The sequence below is a fragment of the Bradyrhizobium sp. CFUWI genome (assembly GCF_056429085.1).
The window spans coordinates 373,239-398,090 of sequence record NZ_JBWJZE010000003.1 but is presented as its reverse complement, the minus strand read 5'-3'; the positions used below and the strand labels follow the sequence as shown (position 1 = coordinate 398,090).

Sequence of the window (24,852 nt, the reverse complement as noted above, 5' to 3'; positions counted from 1 at the left end):
ATCATGACCACGATTGCGGAATTGCCGCCGGGGTTCGCCGACAAGGTGCTGTCGGCGCAATCGACCTTTCGCTCGGTGATGGACGCGATGGCGCGGCCGGGCTCGGTCCGGCCCATCGTGCCGGGCGCGGGGGCGCCCGGTCCGATGATGCGCGGCACCGCCGCGATCGCGCTGACGCTGTTCGACCACGACACGCCGCTCTGGCTCGATGCGCGGATGGCGGCGAGCCCGGACGTGGTCAAATGGCTGAAATTCCACACCGGCGCGCCGGTGGTGCAGGATAGCTCGATCGCGAGCTTTGCGCTGATTGGCGACGGCGCCGCGCTTCCGCCGCTCGAACGCTTCGCGCTCGGCACCAGCGAATATCCGGATCGCTCCACCACTATCATCCTCCAGGTGGAGAGCCTCGACGCGGGTCGCAGCTTCGAGCTGCGCGGGCCCGGCATCGACGGTGCCGCGACGCTCCAGGCGTCGATCAAGCCGTTCGACCTGTTCGAGCGCCTGCGGTTCAACGAGCCGCTGTTTCCGCGCGGCATCGATGTCGTGCTGGTCGCCGATGACGCCGTGGTCGCGATCCCCCGCACCACGCGTGTCGTGAGCAAGGGAAGCTGAAGCATGTATGTCGCAGTCAAGGGCGGCGAACGCGCCATCGAGAACGCCCATCGCCTGCTCGCCCACAAGCGGCGCGGCGACCACGGCGTTCCGGAGGTCACGCTCGACCAGATCTCGGAACAGCTCGGCCTCGCCGTGGACCGCGTCATGAGCGAAGGCTCGCTGTACGATCGCGAGCTCGCGGCGCTTGCGATCAAGCAGGCGCGCGGCGATCTGATCGAGGCGATCTTCCTGGTCCGCGCCTTCCGCGCCACGCTGCCGCGTTTCGGCGCCAGCGAGCCGGTCGACACCGGCGCCATGCGGGTGCAGCGGCGGGTGTCCTCGACCTTCAAGGACATTCCCGGTGGCCAAATTCTCGGGCCGACCTTCGACTATACCCACCGCCTGCTCGATCCCTCGCTCGCGCAAGGCTTTGCGCCGGAGGCGCCGGCCACGGCCGATGCCTCCACGGCGCCGACGCCGCGCGTGACGGACATTCTCGGCCGCGACGGCTTGATCGAATCCTCGCCCCAGGCCGAGGACGGCGCCAGCGTCGGCGATCTCACCCGCGAGCCGCTGAATTTTCCGGCGAACCGCGACCTGCGGCTGCAGAATCTGGCGCGCGGCGACGAAGGGTTTCTGTTGGCGATGGGCTATTCCACCCAGCGCGGCTATGGCCGCAACCATCCGTTCGCCGGCGAGATCCGCTTCGGCGAGGTCGAGGTGGAGTTCTTCGCGGAGGACGCCGGCTTCGCCGTGCCGCTGGGCGCGATCGAGCTCACCGAATGCCAGATGGTCAACCAGTTCAAGGGCTCCGCGACCGAAGCGCCGTGCTTCACCCGCGGCTATGGCCTCGCCTTCGGCCAGAGCGAGCGCAAGACCATGTCGATGGCCCTGGTCGATCGCGCACTGCGCGCCCGCGAGCTCGGTGAGGAGGTGCGTGCCCCGGCGCAGGACGAGGAGTTCGTGATGTCGCATTCGGACAACGTCCAGGCGACGGGCTTCGTCGAGCACCTCAAGCTGCCGCATTATGTCGACTTCCAGTCCGAGCTCGGCCTGCTGCGCAAGCTGCGTCGGGAGTTCGCGGATGCCCAAGCGCCCGAAGCCATGAAGGAGGCCGCGGAATGAACGCGCCGGCCTACAATTTCGCCTATCTCGACGAGCAGACCAAGCGGATGATCCGCCGCGCCATCCTCAAGGCGATCGCGATTCCCGGCTACCAGGTGCCGTTCGCCAGCCGCGAAATGCCGATGCCCTATGGCTGGGGCACCGGCGGCGTGCAGGTCACCGCCGCGATCCTCGGTCCTGCCGACGTGCTGAAGGTGATCGACCAGGGTTCCGACGACACCACCAACGCGATCTCGATCCGCAAATTCTTCGCCAAGACCGCGGGCGTCGCCACCACGACCGCGACGGAGGAGGCGACCGTGATCCAGACCCGTCACCGCATCCCGGAGGCGGCGCTGAGCGAGAACCAGGTGCTGGTCTATCAGGTGCCGATTCCGGAGCCGCTGCGCTTCCTCGAGCCGCGCGAGACCGAGACGCGGCGCATGCACGCGCTGGCCGAATACGGCCTGATGCATGTGAAGCTCTATGAGGACATCGCCCGCTTCGGCCACATCGCGACCGCCTATGCCTATCCGGTGAAGGTGAACGCGCGCTACGTAATGGACCCGTCGCCGACGCCGAAATTCGACAATCCCAAGATGGACAATTGCCCGGCGCTGCAATTGTTCGGGGCCGGCCGCGAGAAGCGCATCTATGCGATTCCGCCTTATACGCAGGTGGTGTCGCTCGATTTCGAGGATCACCCGTTCGAGCCCTATCGCTTCAACGCGCCCTGCGCGCTGTGCGGCGCAGAGAATTCTTATCTCGACGAGATCGTCACCGACGACAAGGGCAGCCGCATGTTCGTCTGCTCGGACACCGATTATTGCGAGGGCCGGCAGGCCGCGGGCCACCACGGCAGCCTCAGCGCCGCGCCGTACAAGGACAAGGCGCAAGGAGGCGCGAATGGCTGATCCAGACCTGCACGAGAACGACGAGCCGCTGCTGGTCGCGACGTCCCTCAGCAAGTCGTTCGGCCGCATCGCCGCGTGCCGCGACGTCTCGTTCGCGCTCTATCCCGGCGAGGTGCTGGCGATCGTCGGCGAATCCGGCTCGGGCAAGTCGACGCTGCTTCAGCTGCTGTCGGGCCAGCTCGCGGCCAGCGGCGGCCATGTGTCCTACCGCATGCGCGACGGTGTCACGCGCGATCTCGCCACGCTGGGCGAGGCCGAGCGCCGCTTCCTGTTCCGCACCGATTGGGGCTTCGTGCACCAGGATCCCGCGCAGGGCCTGCGCATGGCGGTCTCGGCCGGCGCCAATGTCGGCGAGCGCCTGATGGCGGTGGGTTGGAACCATTATGGCCGCATCCGCGATACCGCGTCGGACTGGCTGACCCGCGTCGAGATCGACGTCGCACGCATCGACGATGCGCCGCGCACCTATTCCGGCGGCATGCGCCAGCGCCTCCAGATCGCACGCAACCTCGTCACCGAGCCGCGGCTGGTGTTCATGGACGAGCCGACCGGCGGCCTCGATGTCTCCGTGCAGGCCCGCCTGCTTGATCTCCTGCGTAGCCTCGTCGCCGAGCTGCACTTGGCCGTCATCATCGTCACCCACGATCTTGCGGTCGCGCGGCTCCTGTCTCACAGGGTGATGGTGATGAAGGGCGGCAGGGTTATCGAGACCGGTCTCACCGACCAGGTGCTCGACGACCCCCGCGAGCCCTATACACAACTCCTCGTCTCCTCGATTCTGCCGCCATGAGCCTTTCGATATGAGTTCTGCAATGACCGCCATGATCGATATCGCCGACGCCAACAAGACCTTCACGATGCACCTGCAGGGCGGCATCGAGCTGCCGGTCGTGCGCGGCGTGACCTTCAAGGTCAATCCGGGCGAGTGCGTCGTGCTGTCGGGTCCGTCGGGCGCCGGCAAGTCGTCGATCCTGAAGATGATCTTCGGCAATTACCGCTGCGACAGCGGCCGGATCGGCATCCGCCATCGCGGCGCGCTGATCGATCTCGCCAGCGCCGAGCCGCGCCAGGTGCTCAACGTCCGCCGCGCCACCATCGGCTATGTCAGCCAGTTCCTGCGGGCGGTGCCGCGCGTTGCCACCATCGACGTCGTCGCCGAGCCGCTGATCGTGAACGGCACGGCCCGCGCCGACGCGCAGGCTCGCGCCGGCGAGTTGCTGCATCGCCTCAACATCCCCGAGCGGCTGTGGCGGCTGCCGCCCGCGACCTTCTCCGGCGGCGAGCAGCAGCGCGTCAACATCGCGCGCGGCTTCATCTCGGATCTGCCGATCCTGCTGCTGGACGAGCCGACCGCCTCGCTCGACGCCGCCAACCGCGGCGTGGTGGTCGAGCTGGTCGCTGAAAAGAAGCGTCAGGGCGTCGCCATGGTCGCTATTGTCCATGACGACGAAATCCGTCATCTGATTGCCGACCGCATCGTCGACGTCACCAGCTTTGCCGCGGCGGCCTGAGGGACATGGAAATGAACGCCAAGCCGAAGGACATTGTGATCGCCAACGCCAGGATCGTGCTGGCCGACCGGGTGATCGAGCAGGGCTGGTTTGCTCTTGCCGATGGCCGCATTGCCGAGATCGGCGAGGGCCGGGCGCCCGCAGGGGCCGAGGATGCCGGCGGCGACCTCATCATGCCGGGCCTGATCGAGCTTCACACCGACCATCTCGAAGCCCATTACGTGCCGCGGCCAAAGGTGTTCTGGAATCCGGTCGCGGCTGTCGTCTCCTATGACGGCCAGCTCGCCACATCCGGCATCACCACCGTGTTCGACTCGCTCCGGGTCTGGCGCGAGGACGGCGCCGAGGAGGTCGACGGCCGCGCCGGCGTGCTGGCCGCCGCGATCACGACCGCGCGCGATGCCAGCCTGCTGCGCGCCGACCACTTCCTGCACCTGCGCTGCGAGATCCCGATGCCGAGCGTGGTCGAGGAGGCCAGGGAGCTGATCGACCGTCCCGACGTCAAGCTGATGTCGCTGATGGACCACACCCCCGGCCAGCGCCAGTTCCGCGACGAGATCAAGCTGCGCGATTATTATCGCGGCAAGGGCGGCGGCAAGACCGATGCCGAGCTCGACGAGCTGTTCGCCAAGCGCTTCGAGTATCAGAAGCAATACGCCGCAACCAATATGCGCGAGATCGTGGCGCTGGCACATCGGTACAACATCCCGCTGGCGAGCCACGACGACACCACCGAGGAGAACGTCGCGGATGCCGTGCGCGACCGCGTCTCGGTCGCGGAATTCCCGACCACGCTGGAAGCCGCGCGTGCCCTGCACCAGGCCGGCATCGACATCCTGATGGGCGCGCCGAACGTCGTGCGCGGCGGCTCGCATTCCGGCAACATCGCCGCGGTCGATCTCGCCCGGGAAGGCCTGCTCGACATCCTGTCGTCGGACTACATCCCGTCGAGCCTCCTGATGGGCGCGCTGCAATTGCCCGAGCATGTGCCCGGCATCAGCCTTCCGGCGGCGATCCGCACGGTGACGAAGGCGCCCGCCGAGGCGGTCGGCCTCACCGATCGCGGCGAGGTCGCGACCGGCAAGCGCGCCGATCTGATCCGCGTGCATGTTGCAGGCCACATTCCCGTCGTCCGCAGCGTCTGGCGCGAGGGACACCGCGTCGCATGAGCGAGACGGCGACCACGGCCGAGGGCGAGGCGGGCGCGATCGGCCCCGGCCGGCTCGTGCTCGTGGTCGGCCCCAGCGGCGCCGGCAAGGACACGCTGCTGCGCCTGGCGCAGGCGGCCTGCGCCGATGATCCCAGCGTTTTGTTTCCGCGCCGTATCGTGACGCGTGCGTCATCGCCCGATGAAGACAATATCGCGATAAGTCCCGACGAATTCGACCGTGCGCGGGATCATGGTGACTTCGCCGTGCACTGGGACGCGCACGGACATTCCTATGCGCTGCCGCGCGAGATCAACGACCATATCCGCGCCGGACGAACGGTCGTCGCCAACGTCTCGCGCACGGTGATCGGCGCGTTGCGCCAAGCTTACGCAAATGTCCTAGTGGTCGCGATCACGGCGCCGCCGGAGGTGCTGGCACGGCGCCTTGCCGCGCGGGCGCGGCAGAGCGATGGCAACATCGCACAACGTCTCACCCGCAGCATCGACGACGCGACAGCGCAGGCCGATGTCACCATCCTCAACGCCGGCAGCGCGGAGGATCACAGCCGCGAGCTCGTGCGCGTCGTCAGGAACGAAGGCCGGCGAGAATAGCCGGTCCACCACGGAGAGAACGGAATGTCGGTGATCGAAACGGTCGAGCAGCTAGAGGCCATCTACGGCGTCACCAACGACGCCTCGACCGTGAAAGTCGCCGACCACGTCACGCCGCTCTATCGCGTCTTCGTCGAGAAGGCCCCGTTCGCAGCGCTCGCCACCATCGGCCCCGAGGGCATCGACTGCTCGCCGCGCGGCGACCTGCCCGGCTTCGTCCGTGTTCACGATCCCAGGACGCTGATGCTGCCGGACCGTCGCGGCAACAACCGTGTCGATTCGCTGCGCAACATCGTGCGCGATCCCAGGGTGTCGCTGATGTTCCTGATTCCCGGCTCCGGCAACGCGGTCCGTGCCAACGGCCGCGCTCATCTCTCGGTCGATCCCGAGCTCCTGGCCTCGTTCGAGGTGGAAGGCAAGGCGCCACGCAGCGTCATGGTGATGCATGTCGACGAGATCTACTTCCAATGCGCCCGCGCCATCGTCCGCTCCGATCTCTGGAATCCCGACAAGCGCATCGACCCCAAGATGCTGCCGACCCCCGGCCAGATCCTCGCCGAGATGAGCGACAACAAGGTCGGCGGCGCGGAATACGATCACGCGTGGCCGGCGCGTGCGGCAGCGACGATGTGGTGATCTTTTTCCCTCTCCCCTTGTGGGAGAGGGTGGCTCGCCGCGCTAGCGGCGAGACGGGTGAGGGGTATCCATCCTCACGAGAAGCGTTGAGCGTGGAGGGATACCCCTCATCCGGCGCTTCGCGCCACCTTCTCCCACAAAGGGAGAAGGAAAGTGGAGATTGCCGCTTTCGCTGCCATCCAATTAAACGCCATCCCGCCCTCAGGAATCGTAGGGTGGGCAAAGGCGCACTTGCGCCGTGCCCACGGTTTCTCACCGATCACACGCAAACCGTGGGCACGCTTCCGCCTTCGCTCTCCGAGCTACGGCGGACAAGTCGCTTTGCCCACCCTACGGCACCGAGAATCCCAAAGACAGGACCGTCGAAGTTCGACAATCTTGAACGCCGCCGGTTCCGCTCGGCGCGCGAAGCCGAGCGTGCCGCGCGCGCGGTATTGTCGGAGCGGAACCGCCGAGCTGATCAACTGCGGCGGCGCGCCCTGGTGCGTGCCGCCTTCTTTGCCGCGGTGGAGCGGACCTTGGCGCCCTTGGTCCGGCTGGCCTTGCGCGCCGCGGCGGAACGCGATGCTGCGGACCGTCTGCTCGCGGCGCGCTTGCCCTGCTTCGACAGCGCGCTGCGCGATGCCGTTGAGCGCGGCTCCTTCTTCAACACGCCTGCGACCGCGCGTGACACCTTCGGGCGCCGCTTCGCGGTGCGCTTGCCCTGACCGACCTCATAGGCATATTGGGCGCTGCGGCGCGTCGCCTTTTTGGTGCGTCCCTTGCGCGGTGGCGGCAGGTCGACGCCGGCGCGGCGTGCCTCGGAGAGGCCGATCGCGATGGCCTGTTTCGTCGAGCGGGCGCCGTGCTTGCCTTGGCGGATCCTGTCGATCTCGTCCTTGACGAATTCGCCGGCCTGCGTGCTCGGCGACTTTCCGGCGCGCTTGTCCTGCCTCGCTTTACGAATGATCTCTTGTCTTGGCATGGTCGAGTTCCCTTCTTGATTGAGAGGGATATCTCACCGCAACGCGCAAGGCAGAAGATCGATCCAGTCAGTTCCTCAGCGCCGCCAGCAGCTCATCCGGACGTTCTGCCATGATCATGTGCCCCGCGCCCGGCACCACCACGGTCTTTGAATGCGGGATTGCCGCGGCGAGCGCCTTGCCGGCTTTCGCCGGCGTCATCATGTCCCGCTCGCCCAGGATCAGCGTTGTCGGCACCTTGACGCTCGCCGCGGCCTGAAGCGCATTCGTATAGGAATTGCAGGCCGACAGATCCTTGAACAGGACGCCAGGCTCGCACGCCTTCAGCACCGCCTGCGCGCCGCCATGCATCCACAGGCCCGGCGCCAGGCTGCCGCCGAGCTCGGCGTTGAAGCCGAGGCCCCAGATCGAGACCATGTCGTTGGCATCCTGCGAGTTGGCCTCGGCGGCCTTCAGCAGATCCGGGCCGACCGTCATGGTCGCGGCGGTGCCGATCAGGCTCAGCGCCGAGACCTTGTCGGGATGCCGGGCCGCGGTCTCCAGCGAGATCAGCGATCCCATGGAATGGCCGATCAGATGCGCCTTTGCGCTTCCTGCCGCATCGAGCAGCGCCGCGGTCCAGTCCGCCATCTCGGCGATGCTCGACAGCGAAGGCCCAGCCGAGCGGCCGTGACCGGGCAGATCAGGCGCCAGCACGCCAAAGCCGTGATGAGCGAACCAGCGCGTATGCAGCGCCCAGGTCGAATGATCGAAGCCGGCGCCATGGATGAACACGACCGCAGGTAGCGACTTGTCGAAGTCGCGGCCGCCGGTTGCGACGAACACATCAGCGCCGTTGATGGAGAGCTTCATGGTGTCAGACCTTTTGCGAGATGCGCAGCGCCTGCGCCAGATCGTCGATGATGTCGCTCGCGGTCTCGATGCCGACCGAGAGCCGCACCAGCTCCTCGCCGATGCCGGCGTCCCTGAGCTGTTCGGCGTCCATCTGCTGATGCGTGGTCGAGGCCGGGTGGATCACCAGCGTCTTGGCGTCGCCGACATTGGCGAGATGGCTGATCATGCGCAGGCTCTCGATGAATTTGCGCCCGGCGGGCCGTCCGCCCTTGATGCCGAAGGAGATGATCGAGCCGGCGCCGCGCGGCAGGAGCTGCTTGGCGAGCTGATAATCCGTGTGCGTCTCCAGAGAGGGATGCAGCACCCAGTCGACCGCCTTGTTGGACTTCAAAGCTTCCAGCACGAGGTGGGTGTTCTGCATGTGGCGGTCCATGCGCACGCCCAGTGTCTCGACGCCCTGCAGCAGCTGGAATGCGTTGGTCGGCGACAGGCAGGCGCCGAAATCGCGCAGGCCTTCGGTCCGCGCGCGCATGATGAAGGCCGCCGTGCCGAATTGCTCGTCGAAGACGATGCCGTGATAGCCGCCATAGGGCTCGGTCAGCACGCCGAACTTGGAGGACGCCCGCCAGTCGAAGCGGCCGCCGTCGATGATCGCGCCGCCGATCGCGATGCCGTGGCCGCCGATCCATTTGGTTGCCGAATGCATGACGATGTCGGCGCCGAGCTCGATCGGCCGGCTGAGATAGGGCGTGGCGAAGGTGTTGTCGATCAGCAGCGGAATCTTCGCGTCATGCGCGATCTGCGCGACCTTGGGGATGTCGAGCACTTCCAGCCCGGGATTGCCGATGGTCTCGCCGATCACGAGCTTCGTGTTCGGCTTGATGGCGCTGCGGAACGCGTCGAGGTCGCGCGGCTTGACGAACGTGGTCGTGATGCCGAAGCGCGGCAGCGTATGCGCCAAAAGGTTGATGGTACCGCCATAGAGCGAGCTCGATGCCACGATGTGGTCGCCGGCATTGAGCAGCGTCGCGATCGCCAGATGCAGCGCGGCCATGCCGCTCGCGGTGCAGATCGCGCCGACGCCGCCTTCGAGCGCGGCGAGCCGCTCCTCCAGCACGCCGGTGGTCGGATTGGAGATACGCGTATAGATGTGGCCGGCGCGCTCCAGATTGAACAGTGCAGCGGCGTGGTCGGAATCCTGGAACACATAGGACGTGGTCTGATAGATCGGCACCGCGCGGGCGCCGGTTACGGGATCCGGATGCTGGCCCGCATGCAGGCTCAGGGTCTCGAAGGCAGGCGGTTTGGGCGCGGGCATGCATGGCCTCGTTGGTCGGTCGGCGATGGCGGCTCTTGTGCCACAAAATCGCGCGCCACGTCAGCCCATTGACAGCGCCGCATCGCCGGTGCGCCCCCTCGCCCCGCTTGCGGGGAGAGGGTTGGGGTGAGGGGGAGTCTCCGCGAGGACGGTGAGAGTCGGACTCGCGGAGGCTCCCCCTCACCCGGAATTCAAGCTTCGCTCGAATTCCGGCCTCTCCCCGCAAGCGGGGAGAGGCGAAGCAGCGCCGCCTGCGTGCTCTGCGAGACTAACCCCCGATCGCCTGCTCGATGATCCGCGCCTCCCGCAACAGAATCTCCGCGACCTCCTGCTCGCGGCGGGGGCCGAGCCGCGTTCGCACCGCGGAGACGGTCATGGCCGCGGCGGGGCGGCCGTCCGGGGTCTTGATCCAGGTCGAGATCGACTTCGTGCCCTGCACGAGGCCGATCTCTCTCATGCCGTATCCCAGCCGGCGCGCGGCGGTGATCTCGCCGAGGACCGTCGCCGTATCGGTCCGGTAAGCCTCGAACCGCTTCTCGTTGGCCGCGACGATCTTTCGCGCCTCCGGCGCCGGCATTGCGGCGAGGATGGCGACGCCCGCGCTGGAGACGCCGAGCGGCCGGCGCGCGCCGACCTCGATCGACAGCACCTGGATCGGATAGACGCCGATCCTGCGGTCGACGCACAGCGTGTCGTTGCCGGTGCGCACGGTCAGGAACAGCGTGTCGCCGATCTCGGCGGAGGCGCGCCGCAACGACGGATTGGCGGCGACCAGCAGCCGCGAGGGACGCGGCCGCGCCAGCGCCAGCTCCGGCACCTGATTGCCGATCGCGTAGCGGCCGCTGCGCGCGCTCCGCTCGACGATGCCTTCCTCGATCAGCACGTGGACGATGCGATGCACGGTCGGGCGGGTGAGGCCGGTCGCCTGCACGACCTCGGCCAATGGCACACCGGCCTCGCGGCCGGCGGCAAGAATGCGCAGCACGGCGAGCGCGCGCCGGATCGCCTGCGCGCCCTGCCGCGGTGTTGCCGCGTTGAGAGCGATCTTGGTTCTGTCCATAATATGGACAACAACGCCACAATTCACTCGACAGGTAAAGCGCGCATCTGGAGATTGCCGCCGAATCGAGTTGCCCTGCGGGGGACTCGACATGGAATTGAAGCGCTGCCGGGAGGTTAACATGAGATTAATCTGGATTGCCATAGCTGCCGCGGCCGCGATGCTGGCGGGGCCCGCATCGGGCCAGCAATGGCCGGCACGCAGCGTCAAGCTGATCGTGCCTTATCCCGCCGGCGGCAATGTCGACAGCGCCGCGCGCATCGTCGCCGACAAGCTGCAGGAAAAGCTCGGCCAGCCCTTCATCATCGAGAACAAGGCCGGCGCCGGCGGCATGATCGCGGGCGAAGCCTTCGCCAAGTCCGCGCCCGACGGCTACACGCTGTTCGTCGGCGCCAACGGCCCGGTGCTGTTCGCGACCGAGATCAACAAGCGCGAGGCCTATAATTGGAAGAAGGACTTCCTGCCGATCTCGACCATCTCGATGACGCCGCTGGTGCTCGAAGTGCATCCGTCGGTGCAGGCCAACACCTTCAAGGAGTTCGTCGAGCTCGCCAAGCGCGAGCCCGGCAAGTTGACCATGGCCTCGCCCGGCCCCGGCACCACCAACCATCTGCTCAGCGAGCTGATGCAGTCGAACCTCGAGCTGCAATGGGTCACCGCGCATTATCGCGGCAATGCACCGGCGATCAACGACCTGCTCGGCGGCCAGGTGCAGTTCGCGTTCGACCAGCTCACGGTCAGCCTGCAGCACATCAAGGCCGGCCTGTTCCGCGCACTGGCCGTCACCAGCCCGCATCGCCTGAAATCGCTGCCCGACGTGCCGACCTTCGCCGAGCTCGGCTACAAGGATTTCGACGGCCAGACCTTTACCGGCCTGTTCGCGCCCGCGGGCACGCCCGCGCCCGTCATCGACAAGCTGCACGAGACGCTGGTTGCGATCCTGAAAGACCCTGGCGTGGTCGACAAGTTCGAGAAGCTCGGCGGCGAAGCCACGCCGATGACGCCGGATGCGTTCAGGGCCTATCTCGAGCGCGAGGATGCCAAGTGGATTCCGGTCGTGCGCAAGGCCAACATCAGGGCGGATTGACCGATGCGGATCGATCCCAGCGAGCTCGGCGCCGAACGCATCTACCGGCTGATGACCGGCATCGTGGTGCCGCGCCCGATCGCCTGGGTCACGAGCCTGTCGAGCAAGGGCGTGCTCAACCTCGCCCCGTTCAGCGCCTTCACCTTCGTCTCGCAGAAGCCGCCGATGCTCGCCATCAGCGTCGGCCGCAAGGGCGCCGACTACAAGGACACCGCGCACAACATCCTCGACACCGAGGAATACGTCATCCACATCGCCGATACCCCGCTGATGTCGGCGGTGCACGACTCGTCGGTCGAGCATCCGCCAGAGATCAGCGAGGTCGAGCATCTCGGCCTGGAGACGCTGCCCTGCGAGCGCATCAAGGTGCGGCGGCTCGCTGCCGCGCCGGTCGCGATGGAATGCCGCTTCCGGCAATGCCTGGAGTTCGGCGATGCCAAGAGCCGGCTGATCGTCGGCGAGGTCGTGATGTTCCATCTGCGCGACGGCCTCGTGAACGACGGCAAGGTCGAACCCAGGGCGCTCGATCCGATCGCGCGCATCGGCGGTCCCCGCTACGCCCGCCTCGGCGAGATCGTGACGCTGAACACGGTGTTCCAGACGCCTAAATCGAAAGACTGAGCGCGCGGGCCGGTCGCCGGCCGGGCCGCCTCGACATCATCGGAGGAATCACAATGCGACTCCTGAGCTATCTCTTGGACGGAGCGCCGCGTTACGGCGCGGCCGTCGAAGGCGGCGTCGTCGATCTCACCAAGCGGATCGGCCGCGACTATTCGGATGTGAAGGCGCTGATCGCGGCCAACGCGCTTGCCGACGCGCAGGAAGCCATCGCCGGGCAAAAGCCCGACTACGCGCTGGACCAGCTCGTCCTGCTGCCGCCGGTGCTGGCGCCGGAAAAGCTCTGGTGTATCGGCGTCAACTACGCCGAGCGCAACGCCGAATACAGGGACAATTCGGACCTGCCCAAATATCCCAGCCTGTTCGTGCGCAGCATGTCGTCGATGACCGGCTCCGGCCAGCCGCTGGAGAAGCCGAAGGTCTCGGAGCAGCTCGATTATGAGGGCGAGCTCGTCATCGTGATCGGGCAGGGCGGGCGTCACATCCCGCGCGACCAGGCGTGGTCGCATATCTTCGGCATGACGCTGTGCAACGAGGGCACGATCCGCGACTGGCTGCGGCACGGCAAGTTCAACGTCACGCAGGGCAAGAATTTCGACCGTTCCGGCAGCATCGGCCCGTGGATCGTCACGTCCGACGAGCTCGACCCGCGCGGACCGCACGACATCGTCACGCGCGTCAACGGCGAGGTGCGGCAGCAGGACACGACCGAGCGGCTGATGTTCCCGTTCGATGTCCTGATCTCCTACCTCTCCACCTTTGCGACGCTCAAGCCCGGTGACATGATCGTCACGGGCACGCCGACCGGGGCGGGCGCGCGCTTCGATCCGCCGCGCTGGCTGAAGGTCGGCGACGTGGTCGAGGTCGAGTCGAGCCGCATCGGCGTGCTGTGCAACAAGGTCGCCGCGGAGAGCTAGATCATGCTGGACACTGCGACGATCGAGCGCCTTGCCGCGCGCCTAGATGAGGCCGAGCGCACCAAGACGTTGATTCCGATGTTCACGAAGGACTATCCGGATTTCAGCATCGAGGATGCCTACGCCGTCCAGCGCGCCTGGACCAGGCTCCAGCTCGGCCGCGGCCGGATCGTCAAGGGCCACAAGATCGGCCTGACCTCGAAGGCGATGCAGAACGCGGTCGGCATCTCCGAGCCGGACTACGGCGTGCTGTTCGCCGACATGTTCTATGCCGATGCGACGCCGATCCCGTTCGCTCGCTTCCACGCGCCGCGCATCGAGGTCGAGCTCGCCTTCGTGCTGAAGGCGCCGCTGCGCGGGCCCGATTGCACCATCTTCGACGTGCTCAACGCCACCGACTACGTCACGCCCGCGCTGGAGATCCTGGAAACGCGCATGCATCGCGTCGATCCCGAGACGGGCAAGACGCGAAAGGTCATGGACACCATCTCGGACAATGCGGCCAATGCCGCGCTGGTGCTCGGCGGCCGGCCGATCCGCCCGATGGATGCCGATCTGCGCTGGATCGGCGCGCTGCTGTTCCGCAACGGCGAGGTCGAGGAGACCGGGCTTGCCGCCGGCGTGCTCAATCATCCCGCCAACGGCATCGCCTGGCTCGCCAACCGCCTCGCGCCGCATGACGAGCATCTCGCCGCCGGCGAAGTGGTGCTGGCGGGATCGTTCACGCGGCCCGTCGACATCCGCCGCGGCGACACGTTCCACGCCGACTACGGCGCGTTCGGCTCGGTGTCGTGCCAGTTCGTCTGAACCAACAATAAGAGGGAGCGCACCATGACAAGTCAAAAGCGGCGCAAAAGCATCCACATCGGCGGCTTCAAGCACGTCAATCCGATTCCGAACGCCTGCCGTATCGGCAATCTCGTGATGTCGGGCGTCATCCTCGGCCGCGATGCGGCTGGGGTCATGCCCGAAAGTCTCGATGCGCAATGCGCCAACATGTTCGCGCATATGAAGGCGACTGTGGAGGCCGCCGGCGGCACCACCGACGACATCATCAAGATGACGGTCTGGCTGAAGGATCGCAGCAACCGCGGCCCGGTCAACGTCGAATGGCTCAAGATGTTTCCGGACGAGCATTCACGCCCGGCGCGCCACGCGCTGCCGATGGACAATATGGATGGCGGCGCGCTGGTGCAGTGCGACTTCACCGCCGTGATCGACTGAAGGAGCGCTTGCATGCCGACCTATCTGCCGTTCGATCCCAATCCGCGCCGGCCGGTGAAGGCGCCGCCGCCAAAGACCGTCGACAGCCAGTTTCACGTGCTGGGTCCGATCGAGAAATATCCGGAACGCCCCGGCGCCGCCTATCGGATGCCGAGTGCGACCTGGGAAGCGGCGCTGCGCATGCACAAGACGCTCGGCATCGAGCGCGGCATCATCGTGCAGACCACGACCTACGGCGCCGATCATGCCGTCGTGCTCGACGGGCTCAAAGCGATGGGCCCGAACTATCGCGGCTGCGCCAATGCGCTGGTATTCGCCGAGGCAAGCGATGCCTACCTCTCCAGGCTGCATGATGCCGGCGTGCGCGGCGCGCGCTTCAGCTTCCGCCAGGAGCTCGGCGCCGTGCTGTCGGACGCCGACTTCGCCCGTGCGATTGCGCGCATCCGCGAGCTCGGCTGGTACGTCAAGATCCAGCCCGAGAAGGATGGCATCATGTCGAGCGTCGCCAAATACGAGAACCTCGACGTACCCGTGCTGATCGACCACATGGCCCGGCCTGACCCGCAGGCCGGCAGGAACGATCCCAACCTGCGCAAGATGCTCGAGCTGCTCGGCAAGGGCAATTTCTGGGTGATGCTGTCGCTCGGCGAGAAGACCTCGAAGGCCGGCGCGCCCTACGACGACGTGATCCCAATCGCGCGCGCCTATATCGAGGCGGCGGTGGATCGCTGCGTCTGGGCCAGCGACTGGCCGCACCCGGTCTCGGTCAAGCAGCCGCCCAACGATGCCGATCTGCTCGAGCTTATGTACCGCTACGCGCCTGATCAGGCGGAGCTGGAGAAGATCTTGGTGCGCAATCCGGCCAAGCTGTTCGGCTTTGCGGATTAGAGAGCCCTAAGCTCGCTCACAAGACGGTGCGCTCCCTCTCCCGCGTGCGGGAGAGGGTCGGGGAGAGGGCTCTCTCCTCCAGGAGATTGTCCCATTGGGGAGGCACCCTCTCCCCAGCCCTCTCAGCGCGAGCGAAGCTCGTCGCGCCCCGCGAGCGGGGGAGGGAGCGCACCTCCGTCGTCGCAAAAGTCGCGCCTGCTCACACCGCCAGCCGATCCCGCACCTCGGCCGCGATCTCGAAAGAGCGCAGCCGTGCGGCATGGTCGTAGATCTGCCCGGTGGTGATCAATTCGTCCGCGCCGGTCTCGGCGATCAGTGCCTTCAATTTCTCTTCCACCACATCGGGCGAGCCGACCGCGGAGCACGACAGCGCTTGACCGACGCCCGCCTTCTCCGCCGGCGACCACAGCGCGTCCATGTCGTCCACCGGCGGCGGCAGCGGGCCGGGCGTGCCGCGGCGCAGATTGATGAACTGCTGCTGCAGCGAGGAGAACATCCGCTGCGCCTCCGCGTCGCTGTCGGCAGCAAACACGTTGACGCCGACCATCGCATAGGGTCTGGCGAGCTGCGCCGACGGCTCGAACCGCGCGCGATATTCGCGCAGCGCCGGCATCATCATCTGCGGCGCGAAATGCGAGGCGAAGGCGAACGGCAGCCCGAGCATCGCCGCCAGCTGCGCGCCGAACGTGCTCGATCCCAAAATCCACAGCGGCACCTTGGTGCCCATGCCGGGCACGGCGCGGATCGCCTGGTTCGGCTGCACCTCGCCGAGCAGCGCCTGTAGCTCCAGAACGTCCTGCGGAAAATTCTCGGACGTGGTCGCGAGGTCGCGCCGCAGCGCCCGTGCGGTGAACTGGTCGGTGCCCGGCGCCCGGCCGAGCCCGAGATCGATCCGCCCGGGATAGAGCGATTCCAGCGTGCCGAATTGCTCGGCGATCACCAGCGGCGAATGGTTCGGCAGCATGATCCCGCCGGAGCCGACGCGGATCGTCCTGGTGCCGCCGGCGATGTGCCCGATCACCACGGATGTCGCCGCGCTGGCGATCCCCGTCATGTTGTGATGCTCGGCGAGCCAGAACCGTTTGTAGCCCCAGCCTTCCGCATGCCGGGCGAGGTCGAGCGAATTGCGGAACGCCTGCGCGGCATCGCCGCCCTGGCAAATCGGCGCGAGGTCGAGCACGGAGAAGGGGATCATGCGGGAGTACCGGGTGGAGGGCTGCGCCATCACATGTAGTGTCGGTGCGCAGGATGGGTAGGGCACTTGCGAAACCTGTCGTCTCGTCGAACGAGCCGGATGGGCTTGGCTTCGCTCGACCCATCCAGCGAGACTGTTCGAGCGGCCCGCGCTCCCGTTCACAACACTGTTATTGCGACCCGTTGCGCCGGTCTTCTCAACTGGGCGTTCCAGACCTGTTATTGTATCTTTGGCGCCGCGATCATACGGCGGTCGCGTGTCCCGGACGCGGTGCAGCGTGAAGCGCTGCACCGCAGAGGCGGGATCCAGCCGCGATTGTGGGCCCCGGCTCTGCGGCGCATCACTGCGTGCTGCACCGCGTCCGGGGCACGTGAGTTCATCGTACGGTGTCGCACCCGTCGCCAGGAGGAACCGACATGACCATGGTCGCACTCAACCGCCGCAGCCTGCTAGTCGCCGGCGGCTCCGTCCTGGCGAGCGGGGTTTTCGCGACCGGCGTTTCCGGCCTGCTGTTACCCGCCCGTGCGAATGGCCTCGCGCCCACTGAATCGATGTCGGGCGGGGCGAACAATTACCGCAAGGGCGCGGCGATCGTCGATCGCATCGGCAAGGGCGGCTTCTGGATGAGCGGCACCGTGCGCCGCGCCGGCGACGGGGCTCCGCTCGCCGGCCAGCGCATCCAGATCTGGGCGCACACGGTCGAGGGCCGGGAGCACGAGCCGCAGAGCCACGGCGCTACGCTCACCGACAAGGACGGCAAGTTCCGGCTCGAAATGCCGCAGATCATACCGATCTTCGGCCAGCCGCATGGCCACCTCGCCTATGACAGCGGCGAGTTCAAGACCGTGTTCCTGCGGCCGGTGATGCGGAGCGCCAAGGACACCAGCCTCGAGGCGCATTTCGTGCTGCAGCCGGCCTGATCGGGCGCGCCAATGGCGGGATGGAGATCGGCTCGGGCGATCCTGATCTGGGTCGCCCTGGCCTTGGCCATCGGCGTGCCGACTGCGCTTGCTGCGACCAGCGAGCAGCTCGCCTGGCGCGATCCGGTCTACATCCTCGCCGGCTTCGCCGGGATCATCGCGCTCGGCCTCGTGCTGGTGCAGCCGCTGCTGATCGGCGGATATCTGGCGCCGCTGTCGGTCTATCGCGGACGGCGGGCCCATCACTGGATCGGCGGCGCGCTGGTGCTGGCCGTAATGATCCACGTCGCCGGCCTCTGGATCACCAGCCCGCCTGACATGATCGACGCGCTGACCTATTCGTCGCCGACGCCGTTCTCGCCGTTCGGCGTGACCGCGATGTGGGCGATCTTCATTGTCGCAGTCCTGGCCCTGCTGCGCCGGCGGTTAGACCTGCGGCCGCGCACCTGGCGCTTCATTCACATGCCGCTGGCGATCATCATCGTCGTGGGCAGCGTGGTCCATTGCCTCCTGATCGAGGGAACGATGGAGACGTTTTCGAAGGCCGTGCTGTGCGCAGCTGTTCTCGCGGCGGCCGCGAAAGCCATGATGGATCTGCAGGTGTGGCGAAAGCGGAGGACGCTGCGCGGGGAAGGCCCGTAGCCCGGATGCAGCGAAGCGAATCCGGGACAAGCGCGTCTGCGGCGAGGGCCTGGATTACGCTTGCGCTCCGTCCGGGCCATGCCGCTCTGCTTGTCCCGAATGGTGACGGGGCGTAACCTCGCGCCATGAACGCCACGGCCCCAGATCTGAAAGCGTTCCTGCTCGCGACGCCGTTCTTCGGCGGCCTGTCGGACCCAGGCCTCGACCTCCTGGTGTCGATGCTGGCCGAGCGCCGCTTCGAGCCCGGCGCGACAATCGTCGCGGAAGGCGAGCCGGGACGATCGATGTTCATCGTCAAATCCGGCCGGCTCGCGGTGAGCAAGCGGGCGAGCTCGGGCCGCGACGTCCCGATTTCCGTTCTCGAGCGTGGAGACTTCTTCGGCGAGATGACGCTGATCGAAATGCAGAACCGCTCGGCCAATGTGGTCGCGGAGGTCCCGACGGTGCTGTACGAGCTGACCGCCCAAAGTCTCTACACCTGCTACAAGGCCGACATCCACGCCTATGTGATCGTCCTTCAGAACATCAACCGCGAGCTGTGCCGGCGGCTGCGCCGGTCGGACGAGCGGTTCGCCGCGCGGCTGGCGAGTGACGGTTGATCGTGTGGAGTGCGTCCGCCATCGCTCCTTGAGCCAGGGCGGACTAGTCGCTCTATACGTCCTACGAATAACGGGCCTTCCATCCGCAGGCAGGCAATCGCATATGGGAGCGATCGCGCCCGTGGCCATCCTTCGAGACGCCCGCCGTTGGCGGGCCCTCAGGATGAGGGCCGGGTGCGCGGCAAGAGTCCAACAAGCACCAATGCTGCTTAGCCTCATCCTGAGGAGCTTGCGCAGCAAGCGTCTCGAAGGACGAGGCGCGCGCGCAGGTCCCGCGGAGCGCTATTTGCAATTGCCCTGCAAGGGGGCGGCGACCCGTCGGGCAAAACACCCAAACCTCCGTCAACCCCCTTCCGCAAAAATATTCCACTTTACCGAAATTCGGAATTACGGCATACTTCCGCCATCCCGGCCCAGGGAGAGGGGCGATCGTACGTCGCAACGAACGTGGGCCGGGCTGCGGTGGACGCGGCTGCGTCGGGCACGGCAAGGCGGACCAGGGCGGGTGAAGCTCGTGAGGTTCTTCTCCGTGCGACGAACGGCGCAGTGTCCGGCGAAGCCCTTTGGGCCAAGCCGGGCTGTCGCGTACGGCAAAACCATGTCGTCCTGGCTGTCGTTGCTACAGCCAAGCTTTCGCGAAGATGCATCGGCCAACCGGACGCGGTGCATCGGTTTTCGCGAGGTGACGGAGGCCAGAAGGAACTCGGCTCCGGGGAGAGCAGGCATAAGCCGTCAACCCATCGCGCAGGGAAGGCCGGGTGTTTTCCGGCCCACCTGTTTTCCGCCTGCGCATTTGCGTGTGCAAATTCTTTCGCGCAGCGGACCGCGGGTGCCAGCCGGCACCCGGCCTTCCCTGCGCCCTCTTCACAAGAGAGGGCGAAACAGAAGAGCAAAACTCGGGCGCTTCAGGCCGCGAGAACGCCGATCCATGCGTGATCGACGCGGGGAGAATGATGCTGCCAGACAGATGCACACAATCATTCCATTTTGCATCAATTTGATCGCATTTTATTCGGCCGGCGATGTGATCTTGTGTGGCACTCTTGCGCGGTGCCGTTGACGTCGAGGAGCAGGCGATGCCTTGGTCGATGCAATCCAGCACTTTGAAGTTCAACACTTGGGTACGTAACACTTGGGTACGTTTCGAGCCGGTACATGAACAGGATGCTTATCGGCTTTGCCGTCGTGCTGATCGGCGCTGTTGCGGCGGGAACCTCTGTCGCCAAGAAGCAGGCGTTCTTCGAATCGCATCGGTGGAGCCGTCAAGTCATCCTTCACTATACGCTGGCCCGGGTCGACGATCCCATCATCGTTCTCGGTGACAGTGTGGTCGAAGCCTCGGCGCTGCCGCGCGAGCTCTGTGGTCATGCCATCGTCAATGCCGGCCTGGACGGTGCCTCCACGACCAGCGACTTGGGTAATTGGTTGATGGATGTGCTCGACGGCAGACCTGCCGCTGCGATCGTGATGGCACTGGGTATCAACGACGCGCTCGGAGCCGCGCGCGATTTGTCGGAGTTCAAGGCGAACTACAGCGCATTGATGGCGCAGCTGTCCGCGACGAAAGCCCGCATTGTCGTGCTGGCGGTCCCTCCACTCGAGGTTTCACCTCGTCTGGCCGCCGAAGCGCAGACGAAAGCGATGCGCCTGATCGAGAGCTATAATTCCGCCTTGCCTGAACTCGCCAGCCGTGGCGGCGCGACCTTTGCCGCGCTGCCGCCCATGCCGGTGCCGCACACGATCGACGGGGTGCACCTGAACGCCGCCGGGTATCAGCAGTGGAATCAAGCCGTCTTGCAGGGAGCATCCGTCGCATGCAGGGCGAGCTGACAGCGTCGGTTGCTCCTGCCCGGGCGAACAAGCTCCTCGGATTGGAGCTGTTGCGCTTCCTGACGGCGTTCGCGATTCTGGTGTTTCACTATCGCCAATTCGCCTTCGTTGGCGACAGGGAAGTGGGGCTTCTCCAGGATCATCTGCCGCTTTATTGGCTGCTCGCCCCGCTCTACGGGAGCGGGCCCTATGCAGTCCGCATGTTCTGGTGCATCAGCGGCTTCATCTTTTTTTGGAAGTATCGCGACGCGATCGCCGATCGGGTGCTCGACGGCTGGAAGTTTTTCGTCCTGCGCTTCTCGCGGCTCTACCCGTTGCACCTCGCCACGCTCCTGCTCGTGGCCCTGTTGCAGCCCCTCTATGTCGGGCTCCATGGATCGTCTTTCGTGTATCAGAACAACGATCTCACCCATTTCGCGCTGCAGCTCCTGATGGCCGGCACTGCGACGTCGCAGGATGCGCTGAGCTTCAACGGTCCGATCTGGTCGGTCTCGGTCGAAGTGCTGGTCTATTTTGTCTTCTTCGTGCTGTTGCTGGCGAGCCGTTCCTGGTGGCTCAATGTGGCGCTGATCGCCATCAGCCTGACGATTCCCGGAGAGGTCGCGGACTGCTTTACCTACTTTTACGTCGGCGGGCTCGCGGCGATGGCGCGCCAATCCTTGCAGTCGTCGCCCGCTCATGCGCTGGCAGCCGAAGGCACCGCCTGGCTCGCTGTCGTGTCCGCGGTCTGCGGATATTGGCTGATGGGCGGCCAGCTGCGATCGATCGGCTTGCTGCTGCTTCTGATCTGTACGCCGCTGCTGCTCTATAGTCTCTCGCGCGACATCGTTTTGCCGGTCCGGCTTCAACGAATTGTCGAGGCGGCCGGCAACGTGACCTATTCAAGTTACCTGCTGCATTTCCCGATCCAGCTGGCGATGGTGCTGGGCTTTTCCTTGGTGCAGGCCCCGATCCCGCTCTACGACGACGCATTCTTCGCAACGTTTATCGGCATCACGCTGCTGGCGTCGCATTTCACCTACCGCTATTTCGAAGAACCGGCGCAGCGGCTGATCCGTGCCGCGTTGCTGCCGCTGCGCGGTGAGGCTGTCCGCCGCCCGGCCATGGCGTGAGCACGCAGCGGTGCTCCGCAGCCATAACCCTGGCTCAGGCCCGAATGTTCGATAAGATCAATGTTCACAGCAGGATGGATGGTGCTGCCAGACAGGATTGAACTGTCGACCTCTCCATTACCAATGGAGTGCTCTACCACTGAGCTACGGCAGCATGTGCTGGTGAAGAATCGGGCGCCCGAAGGGCCCTGCCAAGCGGGCCGATATCTGCCACAAGCCCCCCTCCCGCGCAAGCTCGCTCGGCCCGTCAAAACGAGAAAATCGGGCCGATATCGGGGCCAAAATGCTCGTTTTGGCTCGAAACCACCGGCTTTCCGCCGATTCGAGGTCCGCTCATCCCCACCAACTGGCCAGGTGGCCAAGCGATCGGATTCGGTTCATTTCGAGTTTCGCACGATCGGATCGCGAGGCACCTCTTGAGCTGCCGCAATCTCTGGGCATGCTATCGCCGATGGCCGGTATCGGATCCCCAATGATCGACGAGAACGAGAAGAGCGCGCGCCAGGCGAAGGCGTCCCGGGACGACCGGCTGAAATCGGCGCTGCGCGAAAATTTGAAGCGGCGGAAGCTGCAGGCGCGCGAACGCGCCGCAGGCGCTGAGCCCTCCTCAAACGACGATGGTTCCCTCAATGAGGGGACCGCCGGGAAGGCCGGCACGTGAGACATTGGAATGGTGAGAATGACGATGGGGCAGGACGGACGGCAACCAACCAATGGTGACGCGCTGATGTCGCGGTTCACGCGCCCCGAACAGACTTTTCCAGCGCTGACGCCGGCCGAGATCGAACGGATCAGGCATTTCGGCGAGGTCCGCAGCTACGAGGACGGCGAGTTCCTGTTCGAGACCGGCAAGCCCGGGCCCGGCATGTTCGTGGTGCTGAAAGGCCATGTCGCCATCACCCAGCGCGACGGGCTTGGTCACGTCACGCCAATAATCGACCAGGGGCCGGGGCAGTTTTTGGCCGAGCTCAGCCAGCTCTCGGGCCAGCCGGCATTGGTCGATGGCCGCGCCGAGGGCGAGGTCGAGACGCTGCTGCTGCCGCCGGACCGGCTGCGCGCGCTGCTGGTCGCCGAGGCCGAGCTCGGCGAGCGCATCATGCGCGCGCTGATCCTGCGCCGGGTCAATCTGATCCAGGTTGGCATCGGCGGCCCGGTGCTGATCGGGCCGCCGCATTCGGCCGGCGTGGTGCGGTTGCAGGGCTTTCTCACCCGCAACGGCCAGCCGCATCATCTGCTCGATCCCGAGCGCGATCGCGACGCCGCCGAAGTGATCGCGCGTTACTCGCCCAAGCCCGAAGACTGGCCGCTGGTCGTCGCGGCCAATGGCACGGTGCTGCGCAATCCCAGCGAGACCGAGCTTGCGCGCGCCATCGGCATGATCGGCGGCGCCAAGGATGATCGCATCTACGACGTTGCCGTCGTCGGCTGCGGGCCGGCCGGGCTCGCCACCGCCGTGTACGCGGCGTCGGAAGGGCTGTCGGTCGCCGTGCTCGACATCCGCGCCTTCGGCGGCCAGGCCGGCGCCAGCGCGCGCATCGAGAACTACCTGGGCTTTCCCACCGGCATTTCCGGCCAGGCGCTGACCGCGCGCGCCTTCACCCAGGCGCAGAAATTCGGCGCCGACATCATGATTCCCGTCACGGTGAAGTCGCTCGACTGCACGCGCACGGACGGCGCATTCTCGGTGGCGCTCGATGGCTGCGATCCCCTGCGTTCGCGCGCGGTGGTGGTCGCGAGCGGCGCGCGCTATCGCCGGCCCGACATCGCAAACCTCGACAAGTTCGAGGGACGCGGCGTCTGGTACTGGGCCTCGCCGGTCGAGGCGCGGCTCTGCGCCGGCGAGGAGGTCGCCCTCGTCGGTGCCGGCAATTCGGCAGGACAGGCGGCCGTGTTCCTGTCCGGTCATGCCAGGAAGGTCTTGATGATCATCCGCGGCGGCGGGCTCGGGGCCAGCATGTCGCGCTATCTCATCGAGCGCATCGAAGCGACGCCGAACATCGAATTGATGTTCAACACCGAGATCACCGCGCTCGAGGGCGACGAGACCTCGCTGCTGCGGCGCATCCACTGGAAGAGCCGGCTGTCCGACGACGTTGACTCCGCCGACATCCGCAATCTCTTCCTGTTCGTCGGCGCCGATCCCGCCACCGCCTGGCTCGACGGCTGCGGCGTGACGCTCGATCGCGGCGGCTTCGTCGTGACCGGCGCGCAGTCCGAGCAGAACCAGGGCCGCCTCGTGGCGCCGCTGGAGACCTCGGTGCCCGGCGTCTATGCCGTCGGCGACGTCCGCTCCGGCTCGGTCAAACGCGTCGGCGGCGCCATCGGCGAGGGGGCCCAGGTCGTGGCCTCCCTGCACGGCTATCTCGGCGACGCCGCAAAACCGGCGCTTTAGGCAACGACAAGTCAAGAGAATGGCAAGTCGAATGTGACTTGCCATCGTGCAGGCAACTACAGACTATCCCCTCGTCCTGAGGGGCTGCGAAGCGGCGTCTCGAAGGATGAAGGCCCGGATATGGCCGGGCCTGCATGGTTCGCGCGGCGATGCGCAAGCATCGTCCGCAGGGGCGCTCACCTGCCTCCTCACCATGAGGACCTAAGACGGATCAATAAAACGCTTAACGGGAGGACTAAATGGCTGAAGTTGTCGTGCTCTACAAAACGCCCAAGGATGCTGCCGCCTTCGACAAGTATTATGCCGAGACGCACATTCCGCTCGCCAAGAAACTTCCCGGCCTGAAGAAGTACGCCGTCAGCAAGGGACCGGTCGCATCCCCGACCGGGCCTTCCGGAATCCATCTCGTCGCCATTCTCACCTTCGACAGCGTGGCCGATATCCAGGCGGCATTCGGCAGCCCGGAAGGAAAGGCGACGGGCGCAGATGTGCCGAAATTCGCCAGCGGCGGCGCCGACCTCTTGATCTTCGACACCAAGGAAGTGTGAGACTTCGACTCAACTTTGGTTGAAAGCTGCTCGCATTTTGTGACAGCGATGCAAAAAATTCAGCCATGCGTTTGTCGATTCGCACGATGACGCATGGCTTCGCACATCCATGCGACGACAACGCAGATGGTAATCCGATGAGGACCGTAATACGACTCTCCTGAATCTCAATGGAGCGTAGGAGA

At 66.0% G+C, this 24,852-nt stretch carries 27 protein-coding genes and 1 tRNA gene; 22 read left to right on the top strand and 6 right to left on the bottom strand.

Annotation, left to right across the window (positions count from 1 at the left end; all coding sequences use genetic code 11):
- Nucleotides 1-3 precede the first annotated feature (3 nt).
- From phnH to AC066S_RS09125, 8 genes are read left to right on the top strand one after another with little or no spacing between them, the layout of a single operon-like run.
- On the top strand, nucleotides 4-612 hold the full coding sequence (gene phnH / locus AC066S_RS09160) for a phosphonate C-P lyase system protein PhnH (protein WP_164718909.1): 609 nt from the start codon (nucleotides 4-6) through the stop codon (nucleotides 610-612).
- 3 nt (nucleotides 613-615) lie between these two features.
- Nucleotides 616-1,719, top strand: coding sequence for a carbon-phosphorus lyase complex subunit (locus tag AC066S_RS09155; protein ID WP_126260296.1), 1,104 nt, complete (start codon nucleotides 616-618; stop codon nucleotides 1,717-1,719).
- Nucleotides 1,716-2,612 (top strand): alpha-D-ribose 1-methylphosphonate 5-phosphate C-P-lyase PhnJ, encoded by an 897-nt coding sequence (locus AC066S_RS09150; protein ID WP_126260297.1) that lies wholly within the window; start codon nucleotides 1,716-1,718, stop codon nucleotides 2,610-2,612. Before AC066S_RS09155 ends, AC066S_RS09150 begins: the two co-directional genes overlap by 4 nt.
- Nucleotides 2,605-3,402, top strand: coding sequence for a phosphonate C-P lyase system protein PhnK (phnK, locus tag AC066S_RS09145; protein WP_126260298.1), 798 nt, complete (start codon nucleotides 2,605-2,607; stop codon nucleotides 3,400-3,402). The genes AC066S_RS09150 and phnK overlap by 8 nt, the downstream gene beginning before the upstream one ends.
- Before the next feature lie 22 nt (nucleotides 3,403-3,424).
- Entirely contained in the window at nucleotides 3,425-4,123 is a 699-nt protein-coding gene (gene phnL, locus AC066S_RS09140) for a phosphonate C-P lyase system protein PhnL (RefSeq protein ID WP_478269467.1), read from the top strand.
- A gap of 11 nt (nucleotides 4,124-4,134) precedes the next feature.
- Nucleotides 4,135-5,292, top strand: a complete 1,158-nt coding sequence (locus AC066S_RS09135; protein WP_478269466.1) for an alpha-D-ribose 1-methylphosphonate 5-triphosphate diphosphatase — start codon at nucleotides 4,135-4,137, stop codon at nucleotides 5,290-5,292.
- Complete coding sequence (gene phnN / locus AC066S_RS09130; protein WP_126260301.1) at nucleotides 5,289-5,885, top strand: phosphonate metabolism protein/1,5-bisphosphokinase (PRPP-forming) PhnN; 597 nt, start codon at nucleotides 5,289-5,291, stop codon at nucleotides 5,883-5,885. The genes AC066S_RS09135 and phnN overlap by 4 nt, the downstream gene beginning before the upstream one ends.
- Nucleotides 5,886-5,909: 24 nt before the next feature.
- Nucleotides 5,910-6,521, top strand: coding sequence for a pyridoxamine 5'-phosphate oxidase family protein (locus AC066S_RS09125; protein ID WP_126260302.1), 612 nt, complete (start codon nucleotides 5,910-5,912; stop codon nucleotides 6,519-6,521).
- Nucleotides 6,522-6,981: 460 nt separating this feature from the next.
- On the opposite strand, the gene AC066S_RS09120 is transcribed toward AC066S_RS09125, so the two are convergent.
- From AC066S_RS09120 to AC066S_RS09105, 4 genes are all read right to left on the bottom strand, one after another.
- Nucleotides 6,982-7,485, bottom strand: a complete 504-nt coding sequence (locus tag AC066S_RS09120) for a DUF6496 domain-containing protein (RefSeq protein WP_478269465.1) — start codon at nucleotides 7,483-7,485, stop codon at nucleotides 6,982-6,984.
- 67 nt (nucleotides 7,486-7,552) lie between these two features.
- On the bottom strand, nucleotides 7,553-8,335 hold the full coding sequence (locus AC066S_RS09115) for an alpha/beta fold hydrolase (protein ID WP_478269464.1): 783 nt from the start codon (nucleotides 8,333-8,335) through the stop codon (nucleotides 7,553-7,555).
- A gap of 4 nt (nucleotides 8,336-8,339) precedes the next feature.
- On the bottom strand, nucleotides 8,340-9,635 hold the full coding sequence (locus AC066S_RS09110) for an O-acetylhomoserine aminocarboxypropyltransferase (RefSeq protein WP_478269463.1): 1,296 nt from the start codon (nucleotides 9,633-9,635) through the stop codon (nucleotides 8,340-8,342).
- A gap of 268 nt (nucleotides 9,636-9,903) precedes the next feature.
- Nucleotides 9,904-10,695 (bottom strand): IclR family transcriptional regulator, encoded by a 792-nt coding sequence (locus AC066S_RS09105; RefSeq protein ID WP_478269462.1) that lies wholly within the window; start codon nucleotides 10,693-10,695, stop codon nucleotides 9,904-9,906.
- Nucleotides 10,696-10,816: 121 nt separating this feature from the next.
- Here AC066S_RS09105 and AC066S_RS09100 point away from each other — a divergent pair, with 121 nt between their 5' ends.
- Genes AC066S_RS09100 through AC066S_RS09075 form a run of 6 tightly spaced genes read left to right on the top strand, consistent with a single transcriptional unit; the run spans nucleotide 10,817 to nucleotide 15,429 of the window.
- Entirely contained in the window at nucleotides 10,817-11,782 is a 966-nt protein-coding gene (locus tag AC066S_RS09100; RefSeq protein ID WP_126260307.1) for a Bug family tripartite tricarboxylate transporter substrate binding protein, read from the top strand.
- 3 nt (nucleotides 11,783-11,785) lie between these two features.
- A complete protein-coding gene (locus AC066S_RS09095; RefSeq protein ID WP_478269461.1) occupies nucleotides 11,786-12,403 on the top strand; it encodes a flavin reductase family protein in 618 nt (205 codons plus the stop codon).
- Nucleotides 12,404-12,456: 53 nt separating this feature from the next.
- On the top strand, nucleotides 12,457-13,317 hold the full coding sequence (locus AC066S_RS09090) for a fumarylacetoacetate hydrolase family protein (protein ID WP_478269460.1): 861 nt from the start codon (nucleotides 12,457-12,459) through the stop codon (nucleotides 13,315-13,317).
- Between the two features lie 3 nt (nucleotides 13,318-13,320).
- Entirely contained in the window at nucleotides 13,321-14,124 is an 804-nt protein-coding gene (gene hpaH, locus AC066S_RS09085) for a 2-oxo-hept-4-ene-1,7-dioate hydratase (RefSeq protein WP_478269459.1), read from the top strand.
- Nucleotides 14,125-14,148: 24 nt separating this feature from the next.
- Nucleotides 14,149-14,541, top strand: a complete 393-nt coding sequence (locus AC066S_RS09080; protein WP_478269458.1) for a RidA family protein — start codon at nucleotides 14,149-14,151, stop codon at nucleotides 14,539-14,541.
- A gap of 12 nt (nucleotides 14,542-14,553) precedes the next feature.
- On the top strand, nucleotides 14,554-15,429 hold the full coding sequence (locus AC066S_RS09075) for an amidohydrolase family protein (protein ID WP_478269457.1): 876 nt from the start codon (nucleotides 14,554-14,556) through the stop codon (nucleotides 15,427-15,429).
- 199 nt (nucleotides 15,430-15,628) lie between these two features.
- Here the strand turns inward: AC066S_RS09075 and AC066S_RS09070 are convergent, their stop codons facing one another.
- Nucleotides 15,629-16,624, bottom strand: coding sequence for an LLM class flavin-dependent oxidoreductase (locus AC066S_RS09070; RefSeq protein ID WP_478269456.1), 996 nt, complete (start codon nucleotides 16,622-16,624; stop codon nucleotides 15,629-15,631).
- A gap of 416 nt (nucleotides 16,625-17,040) precedes the next feature.
- Here AC066S_RS09070 and AC066S_RS09065 point away from each other — a divergent pair, with 416 nt between their 5' ends.
- From AC066S_RS09065 to AC066S_RS09045, 5 genes are all read left to right on the top strand, one after another.
- Entirely contained in the window at nucleotides 17,041-17,544 is a 504-nt protein-coding gene (locus AC066S_RS09065; protein ID WP_135168851.1) for a peptidase associated/transthyretin-like domain-containing protein, read from the top strand.
- Nucleotides 17,545-17,556: 12 nt separating this feature from the next.
- Nucleotides 17,557-18,186 (top strand): ferric reductase-like transmembrane domain-containing protein, encoded by a 630-nt coding sequence (locus AC066S_RS09060; RefSeq protein WP_478269455.1) that lies wholly within the window; start codon nucleotides 17,557-17,559, stop codon nucleotides 18,184-18,186.
- Between the two features lie 125 nt (nucleotides 18,187-18,311).
- Complete coding sequence (locus AC066S_RS09055) at nucleotides 18,312-18,785, top strand: cyclic nucleotide-binding domain-containing protein (protein WP_126260316.1); 474 nt, start codon at nucleotides 18,312-18,314, stop codon at nucleotides 18,783-18,785.
- 1,164 nt (nucleotides 18,786-19,949) lie between these two features.
- Nucleotides 19,950-20,615 carry an SGNH/GDSL hydrolase family protein gene (locus tag AC066S_RS09050; RefSeq protein ID WP_164718912.1) on the top strand — a complete coding sequence of 222 codons (666 nt, stop codon included), beginning with the start codon at nucleotides 19,950-19,952 and terminating at the stop codon, nucleotides 20,613-20,615.
- Nucleotides 20,600-21,727 carry an acyltransferase family protein gene (locus tag AC066S_RS09045; protein WP_135168848.1) on the top strand — a complete coding sequence of 376 codons (1,128 nt, stop codon included), beginning with the start codon at nucleotides 20,600-20,602 and terminating at the stop codon, nucleotides 21,725-21,727. The genes AC066S_RS09050 and AC066S_RS09045 overlap by 16 nt, the downstream gene beginning before the upstream one ends.
- 79 nt (nucleotides 21,728-21,806) lie before the next feature.
- Here the strand turns inward: AC066S_RS09045 and AC066S_RS09040 are convergent.
- Nucleotides 21,807-21,881: transfer RNA gene (locus AC066S_RS09040), tRNA-Thr, on the bottom strand.
- Nucleotides 21,882-22,199: 318 nt separating this feature from the next.
- Between AC066S_RS09040 and AC066S_RS09035 the strand changes: the two genes are divergently transcribed.
- From AC066S_RS09035 to AC066S_RS09025, 3 genes are all read left to right on the top strand, one after another.
- Entirely contained in the window at nucleotides 22,200-22,388 is a 189-nt protein-coding gene (locus AC066S_RS09035) for a hypothetical protein (protein WP_135168847.1), read from the top strand.
- Between the two features lie 24 nt (nucleotides 22,389-22,412).
- A complete protein-coding gene (locus AC066S_RS09030) occupies nucleotides 22,413-24,119 on the top strand; it encodes an FAD-dependent oxidoreductase (protein WP_478269598.1) in 1,707 nt (568 codons plus the stop codon).
- 239 nt (nucleotides 24,120-24,358) lie between these two features.
- Entirely contained in the window at nucleotides 24,359-24,667 is a 309-nt protein-coding gene (locus AC066S_RS09025) for an EthD family reductase (RefSeq protein ID WP_126260320.1), read from the top strand.
- Nucleotides 24,668-24,852 lie beyond the last annotated feature (185 nt).